Source organism: Vibrio penaeicida, from assembly GCF_002933855.1.
Classification (GTDB): Bacteria; Pseudomonadota; Gammaproteobacteria; order Enterobacterales; family Vibrionaceae; genus Vibrio; species Vibrio penaeicida_A.
This window is the reverse complement of record NZ_BFAQ01000047.1, coordinates 13551-34477: the sequence shown is the minus strand read 5'-3', so window position 1 is coordinate 34477 and position 20927 is coordinate 13551. Positions and strand designations below refer to the sequence as shown.

Sequence of the window (20927 nt, the reverse complement as noted above, 5' to 3'; positions counted from 1 at the left end):
TCCTCACACATCTAGTTAATCTGTTTAACGTACTCGGATATGCGCGTAACAGACGAGACTGAAGGTTTGAAATAGCGCTCTTTTACTTTGGCGTATTCAACATCAGCAAAAAAAGCCTCTTTTGTCTTCTCATCAGAAAAAATCAGAGTAAACACTCGGTTTACTGGCTCAGGCGTTGGCGACATTAAAACTTCAGATACAACAAAGTCATAGCCAAATTTTCCCCCGTAACTTTTTAAGATGGGCATCATCGCTTCCCTGTATTGGCGGTAACCTTGTTCGTCAGAGACCTCTATCCCTATTAACATTTCAAAAGCCATAGTGCGTTCCTTCAATTAAAATTAAGATATCCTATCAAGGGTTTATTTATGCGATGTTAATCGGCAACAGACGTTTGATTTTTTCCATCGCTCTTAAAAAAACCGGATGACAATCCTGTAACTTTTTTCCTTCCAAATCATGCCAGAAAAATTGAAAATCGTGCCCGCCGTCATCTAACGTATGAAATGTCCATCGGTCTGGTTGCGGGTTAACCTCGCAGTGTACCAAGTGCCAAATATGACCTCTATAACCTGATTCCCATCGACCCAAATATTGAGTATTCAAAACATGGTGTAAACCAGATTCTTCGGACAGTTCTCGCATAGCCGCTTGTTCATAAGAGGTATCTTGGAGTTCAACGGTACCTTTAACAATCTGTATCCCAGCAAGTGGATGCTTGAACAGTAACAGCTCCCACTTCCCTGTTTTTTGCCTAACCACCACTGGGCAAACTTTCAGAATGCGACTTTCCAGTTCGGCTTGTTCATCTAAAATCAATCTCTTAACTCCAGTTGCCAATAGCTCACATCGATCAGCTCCCCAAATTTCAATCCAACCTTCTTAAATTCCCCTACTTTTTGAAATCCTAGAGATTGATGTAACGCGATGCTCGCGTCATTCGGTAAACTCACCACACCTAACACGTTACGGATACGACGCTTTGCGAGAATAGAAATTAAGTTAGAATAGAGCGCTTTCCCGATGCCTTTTCCTAAAGCATTAGGAGAAACATAAACCGAAGACTCAGTTGTGTGTCGGTAAGCACTTCGGTTGTTCCATAACCCTGCATAGGCATACCCGAGAACCTTTTCATCCTCTACCATCACAATCCAAGGCAAAGAATAACTGTGGATCTTACCCACTCTTTGGTTCATTTCTTCAGTTGAAACTGGCTTTTCTTCAAACGTTGCAGTGCTGTTTACAACAAAGTCATTGTAGATGTTTGTTATCGCCTCAATATCCTGTGAATTTACATATCTGATTTCCATATCCACTCCTTCTTCCCTTTATACCCAAGTCACCTCAAGATACCTGAGTATATAATCACCAATCCTTTATGCGGTAATGTTGGCTTTACATATATTCAAATTTTTCGAACAAAATAGTCAATAAAGACGTATTTTTCATCCATCTCTTTCCCAATATGATCACTTTCAACAGCTAATAAAAGAAGTTAGCCACTTAATAACTTATTCAATTATATTGAGGTAGCCATGAAAAATATCCTAAAGAAGATCACCGCTAGCAATGCAGGTTTCGCAACTTTGGCTTTACGAATCCCTATTGGAATCATCCTTATCGCTCATGGTGCGCAAAAACTGTTTGGGTGGTTTGGCGGTTATGGATTAGAAGGTACTGGACAATGGATGGCTTCAATAGGCTTAGCACCCGGCGTTTTAATGGCATTTCTTGCCGGTAGTGCGGAGTTCTTCGGAGGGTTATTTTTAGTATTGGGTTTGCTTACACGCCCCGCCGCATTGGTTACCGCGTTTACAATGGTGATCGCGATATTCTCGGTGCATTTTGAAAACGGCTTGTTCTTATCAAACAATGGTTATGAGTTTGGTTTGGCGTTACTTGCTGCCTCTGTTTCTTTGGTCATATCTGGTTCAGGAAAACTAGCACTAGACCAATCACTCAACAAAAAGATTGCTTAACGATGGCTCACAAGATGAAAGCGCAGACTAATCTGCGCTTTTCTATCACCAAATCGGGTTATCTATAATCAACCATAAAGAGACGAACAGTAAGCAAAGTGCATAGAACCAATTTAATCCTTTTGCATACCCACTGCTGCTGGATACCTTTGAAAGCCAATAGCCCACTTTCACCCATACCAAATGCATTGAAACATTCAGAATCGCCAACCAAATGACCAATACCCATATACCTTGGTCACCAAAAGCAGTCTGAGCTTGCTCACCAAACAGAGAAAACATGAGGAACACCATCAACCAGCCTTTACTGTTCAATAGCTGAACCAATAACCCATCAACGAAACCCAAAACTTTTTGCCCTTCTGTACTGGTGCTTCCGCTGTTCTGAATAAATGAGACCGCCAGGTAGATGAGGTAACACGCGCCCATCAATTGCACGACATTCATCACTGTGGGGTAGCTTTGAACTGCCTGCCCGAGCCCGAATCCAATCAATATGGATTTAACAAAAAAGACCAAGTCCACCCCAATAAGAAGTGGCACCGATCGTTTGACTCCGACTTGAGCACCAGACGCAGCAAATATAATATTCGCGGGACCGGGGCTAAACACCAATGGGAACATCACGCCTAACCAAATAATAAATAAACTCATTAAGATACCTCTGCTTTTCTTATCTTAATAAGGAGCATAATCAAGCCGCGAAGGCTTCTCTTGTACAAAATTGCAGTTAGCGGAAAAGGTAGTTTTTAGGCGAGATGCCAAAGGCACGTTTGAAATTGCGATTGAAATGGCTTTGATCGTAAAACCCGCAAGCGAGCGATGTTTCTACGCAACTGTTCCCTTCAAAAAGCAGCTTTTTCGCTTTGTGTGCTTTAACCAACAATAAAAATTGATGAGGGGTAATACCGTAGGCTGCTTTAAAAGCACGAATAAGTTGAAACTTCGACTTGCCCGTCGCATCTTCTAACTCCTCTAAAGCGACATTCTGGAACCAATTATCCAGCAGGTACTCTCTAACCTTAATGGCAACGGTACTATCATGGCACTTCCCTTCTGATGCAGTGAAAGAGCCATAGCGCTTGAACAGTTTTTCTAAGGCTGTCACCAATAGCGATTCGCGTGTGAGTGCGAAACTGGCATGTTCAAGAGCAAGGTGTAACTGCCTAAGCTCTTGGAAAAGATTAGGATCATCAATCACGGGAAAATCGACGACTGGGTCGATAGGGAGACCAGACTGTTCAAATTGTTGCTGAATGAGTGGGATATCGAAGTAAAACATTCGATATTGCCAACCTTGAGCACAACTCGCGTAGCCTGTATGAATTTCAGATGGGTTGATCGCAACAATATGGCTTTTGGGCACAACGATATTCTGACCCCGATAGAGCAAACCCTCTGCCCCTTCTTCAATGAGTCCGATAGCCAATTCATCATGCCAATGTTTCGCAAACTCAAATGTACTGTAGTTAGCGGATAACAATTCAATTCCTGAAATGTCATCACTCTTCCAGATTTTAGCCGTTTCCAATCAAAGTCCTTTTAACCAGTTTACAATCAATATTCAGAAGCTGATTCAATATAAGGTTCATCTAGTTCATCAAACAAACAATCTTTAGGGTAAGGTAACGCCAAGTCGGGCATTTTATCTTTGCTAAAATATTGCAGTGCTTTTGTTTCTTCGTCCAACTCTTCGCACGGTAACCCAGTAACATGACATCGATACAGTATAACGGTGTAATCGACTCGGTCTCCATTTGGGTAAGTAAAAGAGAACCCTTCGCCACCGAATGCACCTAAGATTTTCATTGCCGAGACCGTATACCCTGTCTCTTCCAATACTTCACGCTTTATCGCTGCGCTTGGCGACTCACCTGGCTCTATCATCCCTGCGGGTAAGCTCCAAGACCCGTCTTGTTTTTGTTGAAGCAGTAGGCGTTTGCGCTCATCTAAAATGACAGCTGCGACACTAGGAATCAACAGCGGCTTATTACCTATAAGAGATCGAATTTCTTTAATATAATGACTCGCACTCATTGCTTTCCCTTAAAACTTACCCAATATAAGTAACTGAAATTTTATAGAATAACGGAACATTCATGCCCAACATCAGACCAGCAAAATCAGAAGACATAAAGAAAATCGCTGAAATCGAATCCCTTTGCTTTCCGGAAAGTGAAGCCGCTTCTCTCAAGAGCTTTACCGAACGATTCCAGGTTTTTCCTGAATGCTTTTTTGTATTAGAAGTTAATGGCGAAATCGCTGGGCACATCAATGGATGTCGATACCACAAAGCCGAATTGCCCGACGAACTTTTTGAAAACGCCAATCTTCACAATCCAAATGGCATGTACCAAACCGTTTTTGGCTTGGCAGTCGCTCCTTCCCACCAGCGTAAGGGTTACGCGTCCAAACTCACAAAGCATTTAATAGAGGTATGTAAACAGCGCAACCTCACTGGCATGGTTCTGACTTGTAAAGAGCACCTCATTCCTTTTTACCAAAGCCATGGATTTACTTCTCAAGGTCAGTCTGATTCCTCGCATGGTGGTGCACTGTGGTACGACATGACTATTGAGTTTTAACTAGGCGGAAAGGCGTTAGGTCTATCTTTTCTATCTCACACACCGCTTTAATCGTAGGGTGGTGGCTTAATGCTTGAAGATACGCTGCGAGATGAGGAAATGTCATGGGATTTTTCTCAACTGGCAGCGACCATTCAGCCAACATAAACAAGAAGTAATCACAAACCGATATACTCTCGCCGATCAGGTATTCGTGCTTCGATAATTGATCATTAATCACTGACAATGCATTGGTTATTTGAGCCTCTTGCGCAGCACGTACATGTTTGATTGTACTTTCATCATTAGTGTGACGATGCGGGTAATAGTAAACCATAAGCTCTGCTTGCAACGTGTTGTTCAAGTAAGCAAGCCATTGAAGAAAGACTGGGCGGGCTTTATCTCCGACAGGCGGAATTAGCTGATGTTCTGGGTGACTTTCGGCGATGTGCATGCAAATAGCTGGGCTTTCAAAAATAGGTTGTCCATCGTCAATTAGAGTTGGAATTCGCCCAGCAGGGTTTAACTTTAAATAGTCCGCTGACTTTTGATAATTGGATTTTTTATCAACCAAAACCAGCTCATAAGGCAATTGCATGTGATGCAGCAAAAAGTGCGGCGCTAAACTGGCATTGTTCGGGTAATAGTAAAGTCTGTACATCGTCATTCCTTTTGAAGGTATTAAACAGCCGTCTTAACACCATTAACTTCGTCTGGTTCAGGGTTACTCAGAAAACGTCTGACCTTTATAGTTTCTTTCCCTTCCATAATACACTTCGCTATGCGATGCATACCATCAAATACGCGAAAATCCTCGGTTAAAATAACAGGGTAAGACATATCTGCATTCAGGATTCGTTTGCAGTGTTCCGCCACATTTCGGCAAGTTGGCAATGGTCCTTCTAAGCTAAACCATGTGACCTCATCGGGACCACGTATGTCGCTGATAGCGATGTCTTCAACCGGAAGCGATTCAGCCAACGCCCAAATTCGTTCAACATACCAAACCGAACTCACCCCATCATTAATTTCACCATAGCGCTGTGTGCTCACTCTGAATCCTTTATTTGATTTGCAAAGCTTGAAGGTAATGAGCACGGAACTAATCGTCAAACAATCAATAAGAATGTGCTCGTATATTCAAAGAATTAAATGAAATATCTGGCGAGTTTACAGGGTGCAATAACGAAAAAATCAGCTGCAGTTTAGCTCCATGTAAACCGAAGTGGGGTCATGTTCGTAGTCGCCATATACGTCTCGGTGTTTAAAGCCAAAAGTTTCATACAACTTTATCGCCGCGACTTGTTTATTGCCCGTCTCAAGGCGAATCGTTCTTACACTTCGCGCATTGGTCTCAGTGATCAAATGGTCCAATATACTTTTAGATAAGTTTTGTCCACGGAATTTCGGCTTAACATAAATACGTTTGAACTCGCCGTAGATTTTGTCTGCTTTCTTAAATACAACCGCACCACAGGCAGCCAGTTCCTCGCGTATGTAAACACCAGAAAAGTACACATTTTCTGAGTTCAGTGCGTCGAGTGGAAGCAAATCATTGGAATCTTCTGAATAAAGTGAGTTCATTAAATGATCGATTTCTTCAATGATCTCCGGCACACCATCATGATGTGGGTACAGCTGAATTATACGCATTTAGCTCCTTGCAAAGATTTGCTCATTCTCTGTGATATAAACTATCAAATTATTGTTAAAATTCAATGTATTAAATTAGATTTTATTTATCTTTTTTAGTTCATCTAGAAGTAAACGCGTGCGATAAGCCATATGTCGCCTCGAAGGGTACAAGATGGATATTGGCAGCTCGCCAAAGTCCCAACTGGGTAAAAGGTCGACTAGTTTCCCTTTTTTAACCCATTCCTGAGCTGAAAGCTCCGTCATTAAACCAACACCAAGATTATTCTCAATCATCGCCACATAGCTAGATATTGAGTTTGCAGAATGTTTGTATTGAGGAGAAAACGAATGGCTGTCCCCACTTTTATTGGACGTAACCAAATCTAAATTTGGCTTTTCATTATTGAGCGAAATCCAACTCAGCCCCTCGACACTATCCAGCGAGTCTGAAACGTAATCGACAAACTTTTCTCCACCATAAAGTTTGAGTTTGGTTTTAGAAAGAGGCATAGAAACTAAAGAAGAGTCAGCCAACTCGCCTGAACGAATTGCCAAATCAATAGAATCATCGATAACCGATAATGTACTGTCATCGGTAACAATGTCGAACGTTACCTCGGGGTATTTTTCACAAAAAGGTTGAAGCAACGGTAAAAGCAGGGCTTCATTAAAGTCATCCGTAACAGTAATGCGAATATTACCCTTCACTTTTTCAGACAAACTCTTTACTTCGTCGACACCCGATACGCCATTTCTAAGAAGAAACTGCGCATGTTGATACAATGCAACGCCTTCCGCGGTAATCGAAACTTTGCGAGTGCTTCGGTTAAAAAGTTTAACCCCTAGATATGTTTCTAATCGGCTAACTTGTTCACTCACTTTTCCCCGAGGCATATCTAGCTTCTCTCCAGCTTTTGTAAAGCTTTGAGATTCCACGACCGTTGCAAAAATCGCCATGGGTTTTAAATAATTTAACAACATAATTGATACCGTTTTAGGAACAGTTTGAGATGATAATTGCTATTTTTGGATCAGTATATAACTGACATACTCTTCTCGTCACTAAGGAGAAGAATATGAATACAAAAACTATCGCTCTTATTGGAGCAACTGGTCGCTCAGGAAAAAAGGTTGTAAGAGAAGCGCTAAAACGCGGATATAAGTTAAGAGTGTTAGCGCGTAACCCGAAAGCCGTTATGGAGGACGACCGAATCACTGTGATCCAAGGTAACGCGTTAGATAAAAACAGCTTAGATTTGTTGCTAGAAAACGCTGATGCTGTTGTCTCCACACTAGGGCCAGCGGGAATCAATCGGAGCCTGCGATCTGCAAAGCAATCGGCAAAGGACTTGTTGTGCTACCAAAGCACTAAGCTGCTCATTCCACTGATGAAAAAGCACGAGATCACACGTTTCGCTTTAACTGGTGGAGCAAGTCTTTCTTTGCCAGAAGATAAAAACACTCTATTCATAAATTTTGCGCTAACAAAGCTGTCGCCTCTATTCCTTGGTGTACTCGCTGTCGACAGAAAAAAAGAACATGAGTTACTCGCTCAATCCGATATCGACTGGACAATTGCGCGGTGTGGTGGCTTCCAAGACGAAGAACCCACCACTACGTTAAAAACCAGCAGCACTACTTTTCAAGGAGTAAAGATCAGTACAACCCACATTGCTCAATTCCTTTTGGATCAAGTTGAAGATACAAAATTTGTTAGGCAAGCGGTCTATATCGCAAGCTAGTCTACTCGGCAGTAGGGTTAGGGTTCATGTATCCAGTAAAGCTATAAATTGCTTTTTACATTAGGGCACTGATACACAAGCAAATGAATTTGGCTTGATTTCACCGGTTATAGAAGTGTCGTATTTTAGAAATGTCTGATCACATTCGCTGCTTTCCCATGGTAAGCAGCTAGATAGTGAAATAGTACAAGTTTGTTCAAAGCAGCCTGCATCTAAGCGGTTTATATGATTTTGCATGTTGTTACCGATTAAACTGGCGATAACGTCTCCAACCGTGTTGCTATCCAAATAACAACTGCGTTGATCTTGTCTTAAAGGCACTTGAGCGAATTGGAGTACTTTCGATAATTGAGGGGTTGTGTTGGCGACATTTCTCACTGCGAGTTGGGAATACACATCGTTGCCATACCACCCTATTACTAACGTTAAAACCAATGCCACCAGTACTTTCATTCCATTGAATCCCTCTGCAATTTGAGGGACTCACTATACCTATAATGGTAACCCGTTATAGGCTCATAATTGAGAAACGCGTCGCGGCTCCACTTAATTATGCACTGGTTTGATTAAGGCATATCAATGCTGGCAAAACCATCACCGCCAACAAGTCTTCTTTCTTTTATTTGCTTTGTGGAACTTGAAAGCTCGCTCGCGCTTTGTCGACTTCTAGACGCTTCGAACATTCTGAAGCGTGATCATTAATTAGCCCCATTGCCTGCATAAAAGCATAGGCGGTTGTTGGCCCTACAAACTTCCACCCTCGCTTTTTTAGTTCTTTCGATAAAGCGATCGACTCCGAAGAAGTGGATGCCGTTTGCGGTTTAAAATCAGCGGATGGTTTTGCTTCATATCGCCACAAAAATGCTGCAAGTGATCCCTCTTCTACAACCAACTTTTTTGCTCGTTTCGCGTTATTGATCACCGCTTCTATTTTTCCACGATGCCTTATAATGCCTGCATCTTGTAATAAGCGCTCAACATCTTCTTCATCAAATTCAGCCACTTTGTAAAAATCGAAATGCGCAAAGGCTGCTCTCAAATTCTCTCTTTTAGACAAAATGGTGCGCCAGCTTAAACCCGATTGAAAACTCTCTAAGCAAAGCTTTTCAAATAATCTTTTATCGTCAGAAACCGGAAAGCCCCATTCTTTATCGTGATACTCAAAGAAATCAGGAGCTGCACTGCACCAACCACAGCGAGGTAATCCATCTGGTCCCGTTACCGTATCTGCCATACTATTTCCCTTCTAAAAATTGCAATTTTTTATCTGCTGTATGAATCACCGTTTCAGTAACTTCAACAGCAACAACTCCCTCACAAACAAAAGGATCGGTTGCAATTCTTGCGTCCAGAGCTTCTCTATCAACGTCTACAGCGAAGAGGCACCCACCAGGTCCTGGCTTTAAATTACCAACTAAAACAAATACACCATCGTCAACGCCTTGCTTCACCCACGCATTGTGCTCTGCCATATGCGCCTTAGCTTTATCCATTTGCCCAGTCATTGTCATTGTCATTGAAACAACAAACATGCCATTCTCCTTACTGTGTTCGTTTTATCTGATTACTGTATTTTTTCTATTTGATCTTCAAGCCAATCCTGCATTTGACTTATCTCATTCTGCAGAAAGTCATCGTCTTTAAACGCATTTAATAGCGTCGCTACGCCTTGACTGCGACCCAAAATGTGCATTGCCATTGGCTCGGACTGTTCTTCAAAACCTAGCGCTACAAACTGCTGCATCAACCAAGTTTTAAACAAAGAGAATAGACGAGTCGCGTCCTCTAAAGCAGGGTGTCGTAACTTACTTAACTCTGTAGTGAGCGTTCCTACAGGGCATCCATAGCGCTCAATTTTAGACTTGTTGCTTATGAGGATGTGAATAAAACTCATGATCCTCTCTTTAGGATTTTGGCTTTTGATATCCCAACCATTAAGCATGTCTTCCGTCATATCTAAACGTCGGTTTATCACAGCAGTTAGAATGTCGTCCTTCGTTTTAAAGTGATAATAAAAATTACCTCTCGAAATACTTACAGAAGAAGCGATATCTGCAAAAGAGGTGAGTTCGTACCCCTTTTGATAAAACAGTAAATCCGCGGCTTCTACTATTTTGTCTCGTTTACTGCGGTTCATATTTCACCTTAACCCGCTCTATTTTTTCTAAAATAGGACAGTTGACCTAATTGCAAAGAAATAAAATAGGACAAGTGTCCTATCTTTTCTTAGACCGTTGTCACAGAGTTCAGATCAAGTGCTCTGATTAAATCTCGTGTAATGGTTCACACCAAAGCTATACACCACTTTTAACATAAATAAGGCACTGACAATCGCCATCCAATTTGGAAGTTGAAGAAGTGGTAGCAACAATAACCCCACACACATGACGGTGGCACCAATAAATGTTTGATACGAGCTTCCAGCAAAGCGATTCACAACTGTGGCGAAACCGATAGTAAATGCCCAGACGATGCCCGCTTCTATAAGGGGGCCTTCCAACAACCAAGCAATAAGTAGGATGTGAACGTGGCTAATAATGAAAACTATCCGCGCTTTAGGTTTGCTCGCATAGTAATTGTTTGTTCCTCGGCTAAAATTAGCAATACAGCCAGCTAGAACATCAGCCACGATGATGAAGCCAACGATAGTCGCAATGAGTCCCCTACCCTCGGCAATATTCGGAAAATAGTACGACGTGTAAATTAGCCAAGTCCCCAATGTGGCAAACAAGGCGATACAAGCCACTTCAAAGTAGGTTTGCTCTTCTCCCAATACTTCATGTAAAGACGGATGAACCTGAAAACTTGTCATAGAAAACTCCTTCCTAATCTCTCTGCTTTCAGGCTAACAAACCTTGTAATAGCACCAAGTTAATACCGCGATATCTTTTATACCCAAAAGAGCAATTTCCGAGGTGCATAGAAATGAAAACTAATAGATAAAACTAACATTCACCGGACTTATACCAATCACAGCAGCGGTATATTCGCTCCAATATAAATAACACTATAAAAATGCGACATGAAATTACTTGCTCCCACCCTCTTGATAACATCGTTCATTTTCGCAACTCAGTCGCACTCAGCAGATGCTTTCGATTTGTCTAATCACACTGAAGCTCAAAGTGATATCACAAAGCAAAGCGCACTCGACGACTTAAGCTATTCCGCCTCTGCTGGATTGATTAAGACGACCTATCAGAAGCAACTCTATACCTTGTCGCCGTTCAAAGAAGGGCATTTTGGGTTACGAATGTACCGCCAAACATTGGACCCACAATACAAATATGCCATTTGGAGCGACCTCGCGCGCGTAGCCAGTAAACTCAATCGCTTTAGTGAAGAGGTACATACGCCAGAGCAAATTCACGAGTACTCTATTCAGAGGCTTTCTCGTTACCTCGATGATAGCGATGAACGCAGTTTACGCAGGTTTAACGCTACCAAAATGATGCCAGAATATATGTACCTTGGCGTCGGTCTTCTTGGTTCTATGGCACGGGCAAATGAATATGGGCTGCAACATAAAGCAGACGCCAAGCTTAGATCTATTATTCGCCGTTTTGATTTTAAGAAATACGCGACCAATTCGACCATGATTGAGGCGTGGGCAGCACAACTTGCGAATCAGGTGTATTGGCTTCGTCAGCTTGGTGAACAAGATGTGGTTGCAGAATTCATTAAGAGCTTCCGTGAAACTTATCCAGATGAAAAGGATTCAGAGCTCACTCGGCAGCAATTTGGCAACAAGCTTTATGGAATGACTCATATTATCCTTGCAGACTCAGGCTATTACCAATATCCAGTTTCGGAAAAAGAACATCAGTGGATCTACGATTACTTTAGAAGCAATATCTCGCTTATTCTTGAAAGAGCAAAAGAGGATGTGATAGCCGAAGTGGGGATTTCATTCTTGCTCGCGGGTTTGGACAATGATCCCGTTGTTGAAAAGACAAGGAAAGCCATCAAAGCTTCCATCAATTTGGAAGCCGGGTTGGTTCCATCGGTTTCAGGTAGCGTCTCACTTTCTGGTGGTGAACATCGAAATGTACTAGCCATTATGTTGCTAGACTGGAAAGGCACTAACGCTGCCCCCAAATATCAGCAACACAGCTCGGTTTTCTCTTCACTTCCCTATGGGCTTGAACCGAAAGATCTTAACGAAGTAACTTCTACCTCCCAATAACCTGACGTTAAACAAATTTGATGATACTTTAGAGCGCTTGTTACAGGGTCTTCCGATCCTAAGATTTGTAGACTTTAAGCACTGGAAACACCATGAAGCCGATCAGCAAAGACTGGGATGAATTCTGTTACCCCTTTATTTACGAAGACAATCCCACTTGCGACTTTGAGATAGCTGCCGACGATCTGTGTTGTCGGGTTGGGTTGCTTTTAACGATGGATATTGAGCCCGTTACAAGGGAGATTCTTGAACGAATGCAGCCCAATATCTACCATTTAAATGGATCGGTTAGAGGCAAAATAGCCATACACGAATCCCAAATTGATGAACTGAAAACCGACTATCATCACTTAAGAGATCAATTAGACGGCGGTTTCAAAGGGTTCGTTTTACCTGGGGGTTCAAACACGTCCGCTGAACTTCATTTGGCAAGGTGCCAAGCGAAGAAAACGGTACGTGCTTTAGTCGCAATTGAGCATCACGGGAAACGCTCTCCTGCTCCGATTTTATTTCGCTACGCCAACTTGCTTGCCAATACGCTTTACGCGTTGGCTGCGTATGAAAACAAAGAAAAAGCCGTTGAAGAACGTGAATTTGTTAGCGCCAGTTACGGTAAACCAAAAGCTAACTAGGCGATTTGTTTACCACAACGCCATCCAGCCTTTTACCCATACTCACTGACTCATCCACCGCATAACCCAAGTGTTTGTAAAAGGCGATCACCTTCTCATTGGTGCTTCTGATTTGGAGGTTAATTTTAGGGCAACCTTTCGCTAAAAGCTTTTCTTCCAGCGCATCCATTAGCGCTTTTCCTGCCCCACTGCCCTGAAAAATTGGGTCCACCGCTAAGTAATTAGCCCAACCTCGATGCCCTTCATACCCGCCCATCACACTTGCGGTAATTTGACCATCTTGCTCTAACACCAAAAATAACTCGCGGTCATGAGCAACTTTTATGTCTATGTCTTTACTGGGATCATTCCACGGTACAACCAATCCACAGGCATTCCATAATTCAATGACTCTCTGTTTATCAGAATCCTTAAATGTCCGTATTTTCATTTTTGTCCTTTATTCTGCTAATAATGCTATTCATATACCCAAGTGACCTCAAGATGCAGGATTCAGAGCCGCTGAACCGAGCATCTTGAGGTTACTTGGGTATAGTATCTCAAGGTACAAAAATAAAAGGGCTGAGAAAACCCCAGCCCTTTAAAAATCAACAAATTGCGTACTTAAGTACCCTTTGTCCCTCTGGCTCTACTAAAGCAATATAAAGAAACCCGCTAAACACGCACTCATTAGGTTTGCCAACGTACCAGCCAATACCGCTTTAAAGCCCAAATTCGCCACTTCGGAACGTCTCTCTGGCGCAATAACACCAATAGAACCCAGCTGAATGGCAATTGAACCAATATTCGCAAAACCACACAAAGCAAAAGTGACAATCACTTGTGTATGTTCTGAAAGCGCATCTTTGTTTGCTACAAAGTCGATAAAGGCGACAAATTCATTCATGACCACCTTTTGACCAATATATGAACCAGCGGCAAGCACTTCACTGCCCGGAACACCGATTACCCATGCTAACGGCGCAAAGATATAGCCAAAGATAGCTTGGAGGGTAATGCCTCCAAAGCCAACTAAATCTCCTAACGATTCCAATCCTGTGTTCACCATAGCAATCACACTGACAAAAGCGATGAGCATGGTTCCTACCGCAACGGCGACTTTCATTCCGTTCATAGCGCCACTCGCCAATGCATCAATCACATTACTTTGCTCAGCTTTGTCCATTTCTACATCAAGGTTCTGCGCAGGTGTTCCTTGCTCTGGCACCAAAACCTTTGCCATCAGTAAGCTGCCCGGTGCCGCCATGAAACTCGCCGCGATCAGGTATTTCAATTCCACGCCTAACCCTGCATAGCCGCCTAAAACGCTGCCCGCAACAGAAGCCATACCGCCCGCCATTACCGCGAACAATTCTGATCGTGTCATCTTGGAAAGAAACGGACGGACTAGGAGTGGAGATTCTCCTTGAGACAAGAAGATATTGCCCGTCGCAACGAGCGATTCTGCTTTGCTTGTTCCAAGAAACTTTTGGATCCCACCACCTATAAATTCGATGACTTTTTGCATAATGCCAAGGTAATACAGCGCCGAGATTAACGCACTGAAGAAAATGATGATCGGCAGAACTCGAACCGCAAATATAAAACCCGTACTGGCAAGGTCACCGAACAGAAAGGCAATCCCCTCATCGGCAAAACCGAGCAAACTCGACACTCCACTGCTCAAAGTTGTTAAGGCCGCTTGTCCCCATGGGAAATAAAGCACTAATGCAGCAAACCCAACCTGAAGCATCAAAGCTCGCGACACGGTTTTCCAGTTTATGGCTTTACGGTTTTCAGAAAAAAGAAACGCACAAAGTAACAGGGTAAAAACACCCAAAAGGCTAAATAGAATCGTCATCAGATTTCCTGTTATCGGCAGTAAAAAGTGGAAGCATTAAATTGCAGAGCGGAATACAGAAAACAAGTTTGACTGGGCATGGTATGAAACCAACCCAAGGGAGAATAGGACATAAAAGTCATTGAATGTTCACCTTTACAAGCAGTTAAAAATAGCTGGTCCGGTCCTTGGGGTCATTCACCTGCCCTATCGAGCACTCCTTGTGACGGCTTGTATTGGTTATTTATAATTCATCGCTTTGAACGAAAAAACGATGAATTTATCAGCCTCGGCTTATAACCGATCGAAAAGTATAGAGATCAAATTGAGATATTCATCACATTTTTATACGCAAACGTTCGCGCGACTAATACTTAAGCAATTTTAAGATTCACTGTTAAATACAAACGTTTGCTTCAAATGATCCACGCCTTAACGCGTGAAGGTTTCCACCATCGAGAAAAAATAAACGGCATGTTGAATATTTTTATTTTGAAAATGTCCATTGAAGAAAAACTGGTTCGTCATATGAGTGAAAGCAATATTGCTTTACCTAACGCACAGTTTGTTAATTAAAGGAGAAACAACATGACGTTTACTACTATTTTTATGTCGATTATAGGCATTTTAATTTTGTTGTCTGTCGGCGCGCTTTTACTGCCAAGGCATATTAAAGTTGAAAGAAACACGCTTCTTCCTTCTGGTGCCAAAAAAGTACTGGAACTAGCGTCTTCCAATCGTGGCTATCAGCAATTCAACCCTTATAAGTCAGAAGATCCCAATTTGAAAATCACTCATTTTGGACCTGAAACAGGTGTTGGCTCTGGTTTCCACTTTAACGGAAAAGACGGCAAGGGAAGTCAAACCGTGGCGTCGATATCGGATACCTCTGTTCAGTACAACATTAACTTAGGAGCCATGGGACAACCTACACAAATGATTAAAGCAGAACCAAACAAAAATGGCGTTTTGGTTACATGGCAAATGAAAATGGATTTAGGGATGAACCCAATTTCACGAGTGTTCGGGTTATTTATGGACGAAATGGTAGGCAAAACCTTTGAAAAAGGGCTGACCAATTTAGCTCGGGTCGTTTAACTCAAAACCAGATTATATTCATTACAAAACATCTAAGGAGAACATTATGCGCTATACATTTTTACTCTACACCGATCCCGCTGATATTGCTCACATGACACCTGAAGACTGGGCGGCCGAAAAAGAGGTTTACGGTGCATACATAGAATCGCTTCAGAAAGCGGGCGTATTTGTTGATACAGATTGGCTCCAACCTGTAGAGACAGCCACAACGTTGAGCGTGAAAGGTGGGAAGAAACATGTACAAGATGGCCCATTTGCAGAAACAAAAGAGACATTAGGTGGATTCTTCGTTGTTGACGTGGCGGACCTAGATGCTGCGTTAGCTTGGGCAGAAAAATGCCCAGCCGCCAAAGTGGGTAAAGTCGAAATCCGTGCTTCTGCTATGGGCACCTATTAACGCTGTATTTTTAGAACAATGAGGTGTTATGAATAACGAATACCGTGCCGTCGAAATGGCGGCACGTGAATCATACGGTAAGCTTTTGGCTTTTCTTTCCGCCAGAACACACGATATTGCCTTGGCAGAAGATGCTTTGGCAGGTGCGCTTGAAAAAGCGCTCACTCATTGGGTGGAGAACGGTATCCCTAAAAGCCCTGAAGCGTGGCTAATGACCGTGGCAAAAAATCGCATTACCGATAGGCAACGTCAACTTGCTAAATTCCCTGAGGAATCGGAAATACAAGAGGGATGCGAAATGGATCAACATGAAAATATGTTACCCGACAAACGATTAGAGCTAATGATGGTGTGTGCGCACCCCGCCATATCACCAGAACTGCATACACTTCTCATGCTGCAAACGGTACTGGGGATTGAGGCAAAAGTCATAGCCCGACTCTTTATGTATTCACCGGCTGCGTTAACCAAAAAGCTGGTACGCGCAAAAGCCAAAATCCGACATTCAGGCATACCCTTTGCGATCCCAGATCCCTCCCATTTGGGGGAACGTCAAAATGCGATATTTGAAGCCATTTATGCACTACACACATACGATTGGCTAGACCCAAACGACAACTTTGGAGAGGAGGCTCTTTATCTAGCCGATATGTTAACAGGATTAATGCCAGAGAACCCTGAAGCGAAAGGGTTGGCAGCCCTCATTGCATTGAGTCAATCGCGTTGTAAAGCCAGAATTGTAAACGACGTTCTTGTCCCTGTTGATCAGCAAGATATGACGTTATGGGATGATACACTCTCTCAATACGCTCATCGAAAGCTGAAAGATGCCTATCATTTGGATGAAGTTGGGCGCTTCCAGATTGAAGCCGCTATTCAGTCCATTCATCAGGCAAGAAAACAGACCAATAAGACCGATTGGAGAGCGTTAAGCCAACTCTACCCTGCTTTACTGAAATACGCACCGTCTGCAGGTGCCATTGTTGCAAACATTGTGGTGCTAGCTCATGTATTAGGATTTAATGAAGCACTCGAACAACTGGACAAAGTCGAAGTGCACATTGGGTCTGGCTTTCAACCTTTATGGGCAGCCCGTGCCGAGTTCTATGCTCAAACAGGTAACAAAGAAAAAGCCCTCACTAGCTACGAGAAAGCCATCTCTCTTGCTACCGATACACCCACTATTCGATTCTTAGAATCCAAACGGAATGCGCTGACTTAACGGTGAGTTTGCACTCTGGTTAAATGGTACTGGCGCATTGTAAGAGAACACTTACAAATACATGATATAAATGTGATTTCTACGAATTGTTTTGGCTCCGTAATCCATGCATCATACCAAGCACGGAATGAAAGGAGCACAGTATGGACAGCAAACAAATTCTAGTCGTTGATGATAATTTGGAGCTCCGAGAGGCTTTAACTGACTATTTAGGACGCTCTGGATTTACTGTCGTCAGTGCTGAGAACGGTACCCAAATGTGGCAATTTTTAGCTGATCACACACCAGACTTAATCATCCTAGATATCATGATGCCAGGCGAAGATGGGTTCACACTGTGTCAAAAGCTAAGAAAAACCTCAGATATCCCCATCATTATGCTCACTGCGGTCACGGAAGAAGCCGATAGAGTCGCAGGCTTGGAAATGGGCGCGGACGATTACATTACAAAATCATTTAGCCCACGAGAGTTGCTTGCAAGGATAAAAACCATTCTCCGTAGAAGCCAAATCTCCTCCGATAATGCGATTCCCAAGTGTATTCGTTTTGCTCAATGGGAACTCAATACGGTGACTAGGCAATTGATCCATTTATCTACTCAAGCCACCAAACAGATGTCTGGTGCGGATCTTTCTCTTCTCTCTCTATTCATCAGAAACCCCGAATCGATATTAACCCGAGACGACATTGCTAGGGAGATTTGGGGGCGAGATGCCGACCCACTAGAAAGAGGCATTGATGTTCAAATCAGCCGACTTCGCCACCATTTGGATGATAAAGATCGTTCACTCATTCTGACCGTCCGCAGCAAAGGTTATATGCTCACGTCAGGCGTAAGCTATGAACATTAACCTCATTCCACGATCCCTTGCTTCGCGGACTTCTCTGTTTCTTCTTGTCGTGATCGTGCTCGCCCAATTGCTGTCTGGTGCGATTTGGTATCAACATTCTGCCAACAAAGACAAACAAGGATTACTCAATACAATAAGAAGTTTAACGCTCAGTGCATCATCGACGGTGTCTTTCTTTCAAACGCTTCCCTCGGAATATCGCCACCTCGTGCTCAACCAACTGCGCAATATGGGCGGTACACGCTTTTTTGTTTCACTCAATAATCATCAAATCCCACTCACGCCGATTGCAGAAAGCGAGAGAAAATCACTGGTTATTGATGAAGTAAAAGCGGTACTCGGAAGCGAGCTGGATAATATCCGCAGCATGAGCATCGATTTCACGTTACGAGAACACCTTAAAGTCTTTAACAACGAACTGCCTATCGATGAGCTCCCCTTATTGTGGGCACATTACACTCTGTCTTACGGCGACATTAATCCGCCTATATTAGTGATGCAAATTGAAGTTGCGCCGGGTGAATGGTTTTACCTCGCTGCTGTCTTGCCTGCTCCTTATGTCAATTTGGAAACGAGTTTTTTCGACATCAGAGAGTGGCTTACCATGTTTTTATCAGCATTTTTATTGCTCGGTTGTACTTGGCTGGTCGTTCGCAAAGAATTACGCCCAATCCGAGCACTGGCAAAGGCAGCAACTTTGATGTCTAGCAAGCTAAAGGTCCCAGATGTCAGCGAAGAAGGCAGCTCTGAGTTTCGCGCCGCCATCCATGCATTCAATAAGATGAATCGTAGAATTGATAGCCACATAAACGATCGTGAAATGCTATTCAGCGCTATTTCTCATGATTTAAAAACCCCTATTGCGTGTTTAAAGTTACGCTCTGAAATGCTCGATAACGCTGAAGACAGAGAGCGTTTTTCCAGAATCGCCAATGATCTGGACTTGATGGTAAAAGGCGCGCTGCAATGTATAAAAGCCACAGACATTCATGAAGAGATCGAACTCATCAATATCCCTGCTCTGCTAGAACACATCATTAGCGCCACACAAAATGGTAGTTCGACAATCTTAGTTCACTCACACAATGCGCAACCCTATGCGGGCAAACCTTTAGCCATGAAGCGTTGCCTGCAAAACCTAATTGATAACGGCATTAAATACGGTCAGAAAGTCGAAATCGATGTCAACGACTCAGAAGAATCATTGGTTATCAGCATTTGGGACCACGGAAATGGGGTGGAGCCCGCGCTCATAGACAAGATCTGTGAGCCTTACTTTCGTATCGAAAATACCTCCGATAAAGAAGGAAATGGTCTTGGCCTCACTATCACACAAAGCATCGTTAAAGCGCACGGCGGTCATCTTTCTTTTCAACCCGCAACAACCGGTGGCTTATGCGCAACACTGACATTCCCAAGAGGTTAACAAGATGATTCGTATGGTTTTAGCGGCAACGCTATTCGCATGTTCAGTCTCAGCCACATTTTCAGTCGCCGCTACATTTTCAGCCTCAACCACAAGCACAAGCACAAGCACAACGGAAATAGAGTTCCTACATTGGTGGACATCGCAAGGCGAAACAAAAGCACTCAATGTACTCAATAAACAGCTGGATTCACACAACATCAAGCTGCGTAGCGCCTCCGTTGTTGGCGGCGGTGGAGACAGCGCGATGACGGTTCTGCAAGCAAGAGCATTGGCAGGAAACACTCCTCACTTTGCCCAAATAGAAGGGCTTGCTATCCGTTCATGGGATGCCATTGGGATTTTGCATAACTTAAATACCACCGCCAAAGCTCAAGAGTGGGATCAGCACTTGTACCCGCTCGCACAGTCCATCAATCACACCGATAACGGGTACGTCGCACTTCCTATTACATTGCACAGAATGAACTGGCTTTGGGTTAACCATAAAAATCTTCGCGCATTAAACCTTGAAGTGCCGTCTAATTGGGATGAATTATTCAATGCCATGGACAAAGCAAACCAGCAGGGCATTACCCCGCTCGCTATTGGCATGCAGCCTTGGCAAGTAGTTCAGCTTTTTGAAAACTTGCTTTTAGCAAAAGGAGGCGTCGATTTTTACTACCAAACGCTTGTGCAGCTTGATTCCACCAGTTTAAAGTCCGACACGATGAAAGCGATTTTGCGTGATTTTCGTAAACTCAGTCAGTTTGTTCACAAAACACAGCCGGATTCAAAGTGGGACACCGCAACGCAATCTCTTGCCGAGAATCGAGCGCTCTTTCAATTAGGGGGAGACTGGATACTGGGCGATCTCATGGCACGCGGTGTACAGGTTCCAGAAGACATCGGGTGTTATGCCGCGCCGCAGACCCAGTCGGTGTTTTTGTACAATATGGATAGCTTCATTTTTATGTCGCGAAAATCTTTTGATCAGCAACAAGCCAATAAACTCGCTAATGTAATGGCAGATAAAGACTTTCAGTCTTCCTTCAATCAGCTAAAAGGCTCCATTCCCGTTCGAAAAGACATTTCACTCAGCAACTTTAACCCTTGCCAGCAGCAATCTCAGCGCGATTTCATTAGAGCGAGCATCAATAACCTCGCGGTACCGAGTATGACGGATTCCATGGCGGTCAATCCAATAGAACAACACGCCATCAATAGTGAGTTGTTCCGCTTCTTCAAAGACACCAGTATCTCAGTTGATACCGTCATCACGCGTATCGTTTCCATCGCCAGCAGTAATTAACCTATAACCAGCATCTTGAGATTCTCTTGGGGATAGAGCTGGCAAAAACAATACCTAAAAAAATACCCCAGAACACGTCTGG

29 protein-coding genes are annotated in these 20927 nt (G+C 43.2%); 12 read left to right on the top strand and 17 right to left on the bottom strand.

Annotated elements, in window-relative coordinates; all coding sequences use genetic code 11:
- Nucleotides 1-11: 11 nt before the first annotated feature.
- From VPNCDNU1_RS23775 to VPNCDNU1_RS23765, 3 genes are read right to left on the bottom strand one after another with little or no spacing between them, the layout of a single operon-like run.
- Nucleotides 12-320: a DUF1330 domain-containing protein gene (locus VPNCDNU1_RS23775; protein WP_104402658.1), complete on the bottom strand. Its 309-nt coding sequence runs from the start codon at nucleotides 318-320 to the stop codon at nucleotides 12-14.
- 46 nt (nucleotides 321-366) lie between these two features.
- Nucleotides 367-819, bottom strand: coding sequence for an NUDIX hydrolase (locus VPNCDNU1_RS23770; RefSeq protein WP_237324206.1), 453 nt, complete (start codon nucleotides 817-819; stop codon nucleotides 367-369).
- A complete protein-coding gene (locus tag VPNCDNU1_RS23765; protein ID WP_104402657.1) occupies nucleotides 816-1310 on the bottom strand; it encodes a GNAT family N-acetyltransferase in 495 nt (164 codons plus the stop codon). The genes VPNCDNU1_RS23770 and VPNCDNU1_RS23765 overlap by 4 nt, the downstream gene beginning before the upstream one ends.
- Before the next feature lie 225 nt (nucleotides 1311-1535).
- Here VPNCDNU1_RS23765 and VPNCDNU1_RS23760 point away from each other — a divergent pair, with 225 nt between their 5' ends.
- Nucleotides 1536-1979, top strand: coding sequence for a DoxX family protein (locus tag VPNCDNU1_RS23760; RefSeq protein WP_104402656.1), 444 nt, complete (start codon nucleotides 1536-1538; stop codon nucleotides 1977-1979).
- 45 nt (nucleotides 1980-2024) lie between these two features.
- Here VPNCDNU1_RS23760 and VPNCDNU1_RS23755 read toward each other — a convergent pair whose 3' ends face one another.
- From VPNCDNU1_RS23755 to VPNCDNU1_RS23745, 3 genes are all read right to left on the bottom strand, one after another.
- Nucleotides 2025-2633 (bottom strand): LysE family translocator, encoded by a 609-nt coding sequence (locus tag VPNCDNU1_RS23755; protein ID WP_104402655.1) that lies wholly within the window; start codon nucleotides 2631-2633, stop codon nucleotides 2025-2027.
- A 76-nt stretch (nucleotides 2634-2709) separates the two neighbouring features.
- On the bottom strand, nucleotides 2710-3510 hold the full coding sequence (locus tag VPNCDNU1_RS23750; RefSeq protein ID WP_104402654.1) for an AraC family transcriptional regulator: 801 nt from the start codon (nucleotides 3508-3510) through the stop codon (nucleotides 2710-2712).
- 26 nt (nucleotides 3511-3536) lie between these two features.
- Complete coding sequence (locus VPNCDNU1_RS23745; RefSeq protein WP_104402653.1) at nucleotides 3537-4016, bottom strand: NUDIX domain-containing protein; 480 nt, start codon at nucleotides 4014-4016, stop codon at nucleotides 3537-3539.
- Between the two features lie 62 nt (nucleotides 4017-4078).
- Between VPNCDNU1_RS23745 and VPNCDNU1_RS23740 the strand changes: the two genes are divergently transcribed.
- Complete coding sequence (locus VPNCDNU1_RS23740; RefSeq protein WP_101111028.1) at nucleotides 4079-4564, top strand: GNAT family N-acetyltransferase; 486 nt, start codon at nucleotides 4079-4081, stop codon at nucleotides 4562-4564.
- Here VPNCDNU1_RS23740 and VPNCDNU1_RS23735 read toward each other — a convergent pair.
- The 4 genes from VPNCDNU1_RS23735 to VPNCDNU1_RS23720 form a co-directional block, all read right to left on the bottom strand.
- Nucleotides 4551-5204 carry a glutathione S-transferase family protein gene (locus tag VPNCDNU1_RS23735; RefSeq protein WP_104402652.1) on the bottom strand — a complete coding sequence of 218 codons (654 nt, stop codon included), beginning with the start codon at nucleotides 5202-5204 and terminating at the stop codon, nucleotides 4551-4553. The two genes, VPNCDNU1_RS23740 and VPNCDNU1_RS23735, sit on opposite strands and share 14 nt — an antisense overlap.
- A 20-nt stretch (nucleotides 5205-5224) precedes the next feature.
- On the bottom strand, nucleotides 5225-5596 hold the full coding sequence (locus VPNCDNU1_RS23730) for a chromosome partitioning protein ParB (protein ID WP_104402651.1): 372 nt from the start codon (nucleotides 5594-5596) through the stop codon (nucleotides 5225-5227).
- Between the two features lie 141 nt (nucleotides 5597-5737).
- Nucleotides 5738-6196 carry a GNAT family N-acetyltransferase gene (locus tag VPNCDNU1_RS23725; protein WP_104402650.1) on the bottom strand — a complete coding sequence of 153 codons (459 nt, stop codon included), beginning with the start codon at nucleotides 6194-6196 and terminating at the stop codon, nucleotides 5738-5740.
- Between the two features lie 75 nt (nucleotides 6197-6271).
- Entirely contained in the window at nucleotides 6272-7159 is an 888-nt protein-coding gene (locus VPNCDNU1_RS23720; RefSeq protein WP_104402649.1) for a LysR family transcriptional regulator, read from the bottom strand.
- A 95-nt stretch (nucleotides 7160-7254) separates the two neighbouring features.
- Between VPNCDNU1_RS23720 and VPNCDNU1_RS23715 the strand changes: the two genes are divergently transcribed.
- A complete protein-coding gene (locus tag VPNCDNU1_RS23715) occupies nucleotides 7255-7920 on the top strand; it encodes an NAD(P)-dependent oxidoreductase (protein ID WP_104402648.1) in 666 nt (221 codons plus the stop codon).
- Between the two features lie 60 nt (nucleotides 7921-7980).
- Here VPNCDNU1_RS23715 and VPNCDNU1_RS23710 read toward each other — a convergent pair whose 3' ends face one another.
- The 5 genes from VPNCDNU1_RS23710 to VPNCDNU1_RS23690 form a co-directional block, all read right to left on the bottom strand.
- Entirely contained in the window at nucleotides 7981-8373 is a 393-nt protein-coding gene (locus VPNCDNU1_RS23710; protein WP_104402647.1) for a hypothetical protein, read from the bottom strand.
- Between the two features lie 166 nt (nucleotides 8374-8539).
- The gene (locus tag VPNCDNU1_RS23705) at nucleotides 8540-9154 is read right to left on the bottom strand and encodes a DNA-3-methyladenine glycosylase I (protein ID WP_104402646.1); all 615 of its coding nucleotides are present in this window, start codon (nucleotides 9152-9154) and stop codon (nucleotides 8540-8542) included.
- Nucleotide 9155: 1 nt separating this feature from the next.
- Nucleotides 9156-9452, bottom strand: a complete 297-nt coding sequence (locus VPNCDNU1_RS23700; protein ID WP_104402645.1) for a YciI family protein — start codon at nucleotides 9450-9452, stop codon at nucleotides 9156-9158.
- 32 nt (nucleotides 9453-9484) lie between these two features.
- Nucleotides 9485-10057: a TetR/AcrR family transcriptional regulator gene (locus tag VPNCDNU1_RS23695; protein WP_104402644.1), complete on the bottom strand. Its 573-nt coding sequence runs from the start codon at nucleotides 10055-10057 to the stop codon at nucleotides 9485-9487.
- A gap of 114 nt (nucleotides 10058-10171) precedes the next feature.
- The gene (locus tag VPNCDNU1_RS23690) at nucleotides 10172-10732 is read right to left on the bottom strand and encodes a hypothetical protein (RefSeq protein WP_104402643.1); all 561 of its coding nucleotides are present in this window, start codon (nucleotides 10730-10732) and stop codon (nucleotides 10172-10174) included.
- 210 nt (nucleotides 10733-10942) lie between these two features.
- Here VPNCDNU1_RS23690 and VPNCDNU1_RS23685 point away from each other — a divergent pair, with 210 nt between their 5' ends.
- Both VPNCDNU1_RS23685 and VPNCDNU1_RS23680 read left to right on the top strand, forming a co-directional pair.
- Entirely contained in the window at nucleotides 10943-12106 is a 1164-nt protein-coding gene (locus VPNCDNU1_RS23685; protein WP_104402642.1) for a DUF3541 domain-containing protein, read from the top strand.
- A gap of 92 nt (nucleotides 12107-12198) precedes the next feature.
- The gene (locus VPNCDNU1_RS23680) at nucleotides 12199-12738 is read left to right on the top strand and encodes an ATP:cob(I)alamin adenosyltransferase (RefSeq protein WP_104402641.1); all 540 of its coding nucleotides are present in this window, start codon (nucleotides 12199-12201) and stop codon (nucleotides 12736-12738) included.
- On the opposite strand, the gene VPNCDNU1_RS23675 is transcribed toward VPNCDNU1_RS23680, so the two are convergent.
- Nucleotides 12731-13168, bottom strand: a complete 438-nt coding sequence (locus tag VPNCDNU1_RS23675) for a GNAT family acetyltransferase (RefSeq protein ID WP_104402640.1) — start codon at nucleotides 13166-13168, stop codon at nucleotides 12731-12733. The two genes, VPNCDNU1_RS23680 and VPNCDNU1_RS23675, sit on opposite strands and share 8 nt — an antisense overlap.
- Before the next feature lie 201 nt (nucleotides 13169-13369).
- Nucleotides 13370-14578, bottom strand: coding sequence for a NupC/NupG family nucleoside CNT transporter (locus VPNCDNU1_RS23670; protein ID WP_104402639.1), 1209 nt, complete (start codon nucleotides 14576-14578; stop codon nucleotides 13370-13372).
- A 399-nt stretch (nucleotides 14579-14977) separates the two neighbouring features.
- Here VPNCDNU1_RS23670 and VPNCDNU1_RS28915 point away from each other — a divergent pair, with 399 nt between their 5' ends.
- The 7 genes from VPNCDNU1_RS28915 (at nucleotide 14978) to VPNCDNU1_RS23640 (ending at nucleotide 20845) form a co-directional block, all read left to right on the top strand.
- The gene (locus VPNCDNU1_RS28915; protein WP_167404876.1) at nucleotides 14978-15133 is read left to right on the top strand and encodes a hypothetical protein; all 156 of its coding nucleotides are present in this window, start codon (nucleotides 14978-14980) and stop codon (nucleotides 15131-15133) included.
- A 12-nt stretch (nucleotides 15134-15145) separates the two neighbouring features.
- On the top strand, nucleotides 15146-15655 hold the full coding sequence (locus VPNCDNU1_RS23665; protein WP_104402638.1) for an SRPBCC family protein: 510 nt from the start codon (nucleotides 15146-15148) through the stop codon (nucleotides 15653-15655).
- A gap of 46 nt (nucleotides 15656-15701) precedes the next feature.
- Nucleotides 15702-16055 carry a YciI family protein gene (locus VPNCDNU1_RS23660; protein WP_104402637.1) on the top strand — a complete coding sequence of 118 codons (354 nt, stop codon included), beginning with the start codon at nucleotides 15702-15704 and terminating at the stop codon, nucleotides 16053-16055.
- A 28-nt stretch (nucleotides 16056-16083) separates the two neighbouring features.
- Nucleotides 16084-17277 (top strand): RNA polymerase sigma factor, encoded by a 1194-nt coding sequence (locus VPNCDNU1_RS23655; protein ID WP_104402636.1) that lies wholly within the window; start codon nucleotides 16084-16086, stop codon nucleotides 17275-17277.
- A gap of 143 nt (nucleotides 17278-17420) precedes the next feature.
- A complete protein-coding gene (locus VPNCDNU1_RS23650) occupies nucleotides 17421-18128 on the top strand; it encodes a response regulator transcription factor (protein ID WP_101111015.1) in 708 nt (235 codons plus the stop codon).
- Nucleotides 18118-19554, top strand: a complete 1437-nt coding sequence (locus VPNCDNU1_RS23645; protein WP_104402635.1) for an ATP-binding protein — start codon at nucleotides 18118-18120, stop codon at nucleotides 19552-19554. Before VPNCDNU1_RS23650 ends, VPNCDNU1_RS23645 begins: the two co-directional genes overlap by 11 nt.
- 4 nt (nucleotides 19555-19558) lie before the next feature.
- Nucleotides 19559-20845, top strand: coding sequence for an ABC transporter substrate-binding protein (locus VPNCDNU1_RS23640; RefSeq protein WP_237324205.1), 1287 nt, complete (start codon nucleotides 19559-19561; stop codon nucleotides 20843-20845).
- Nucleotides 20846-20927: the final 82 nt, after the last annotated feature.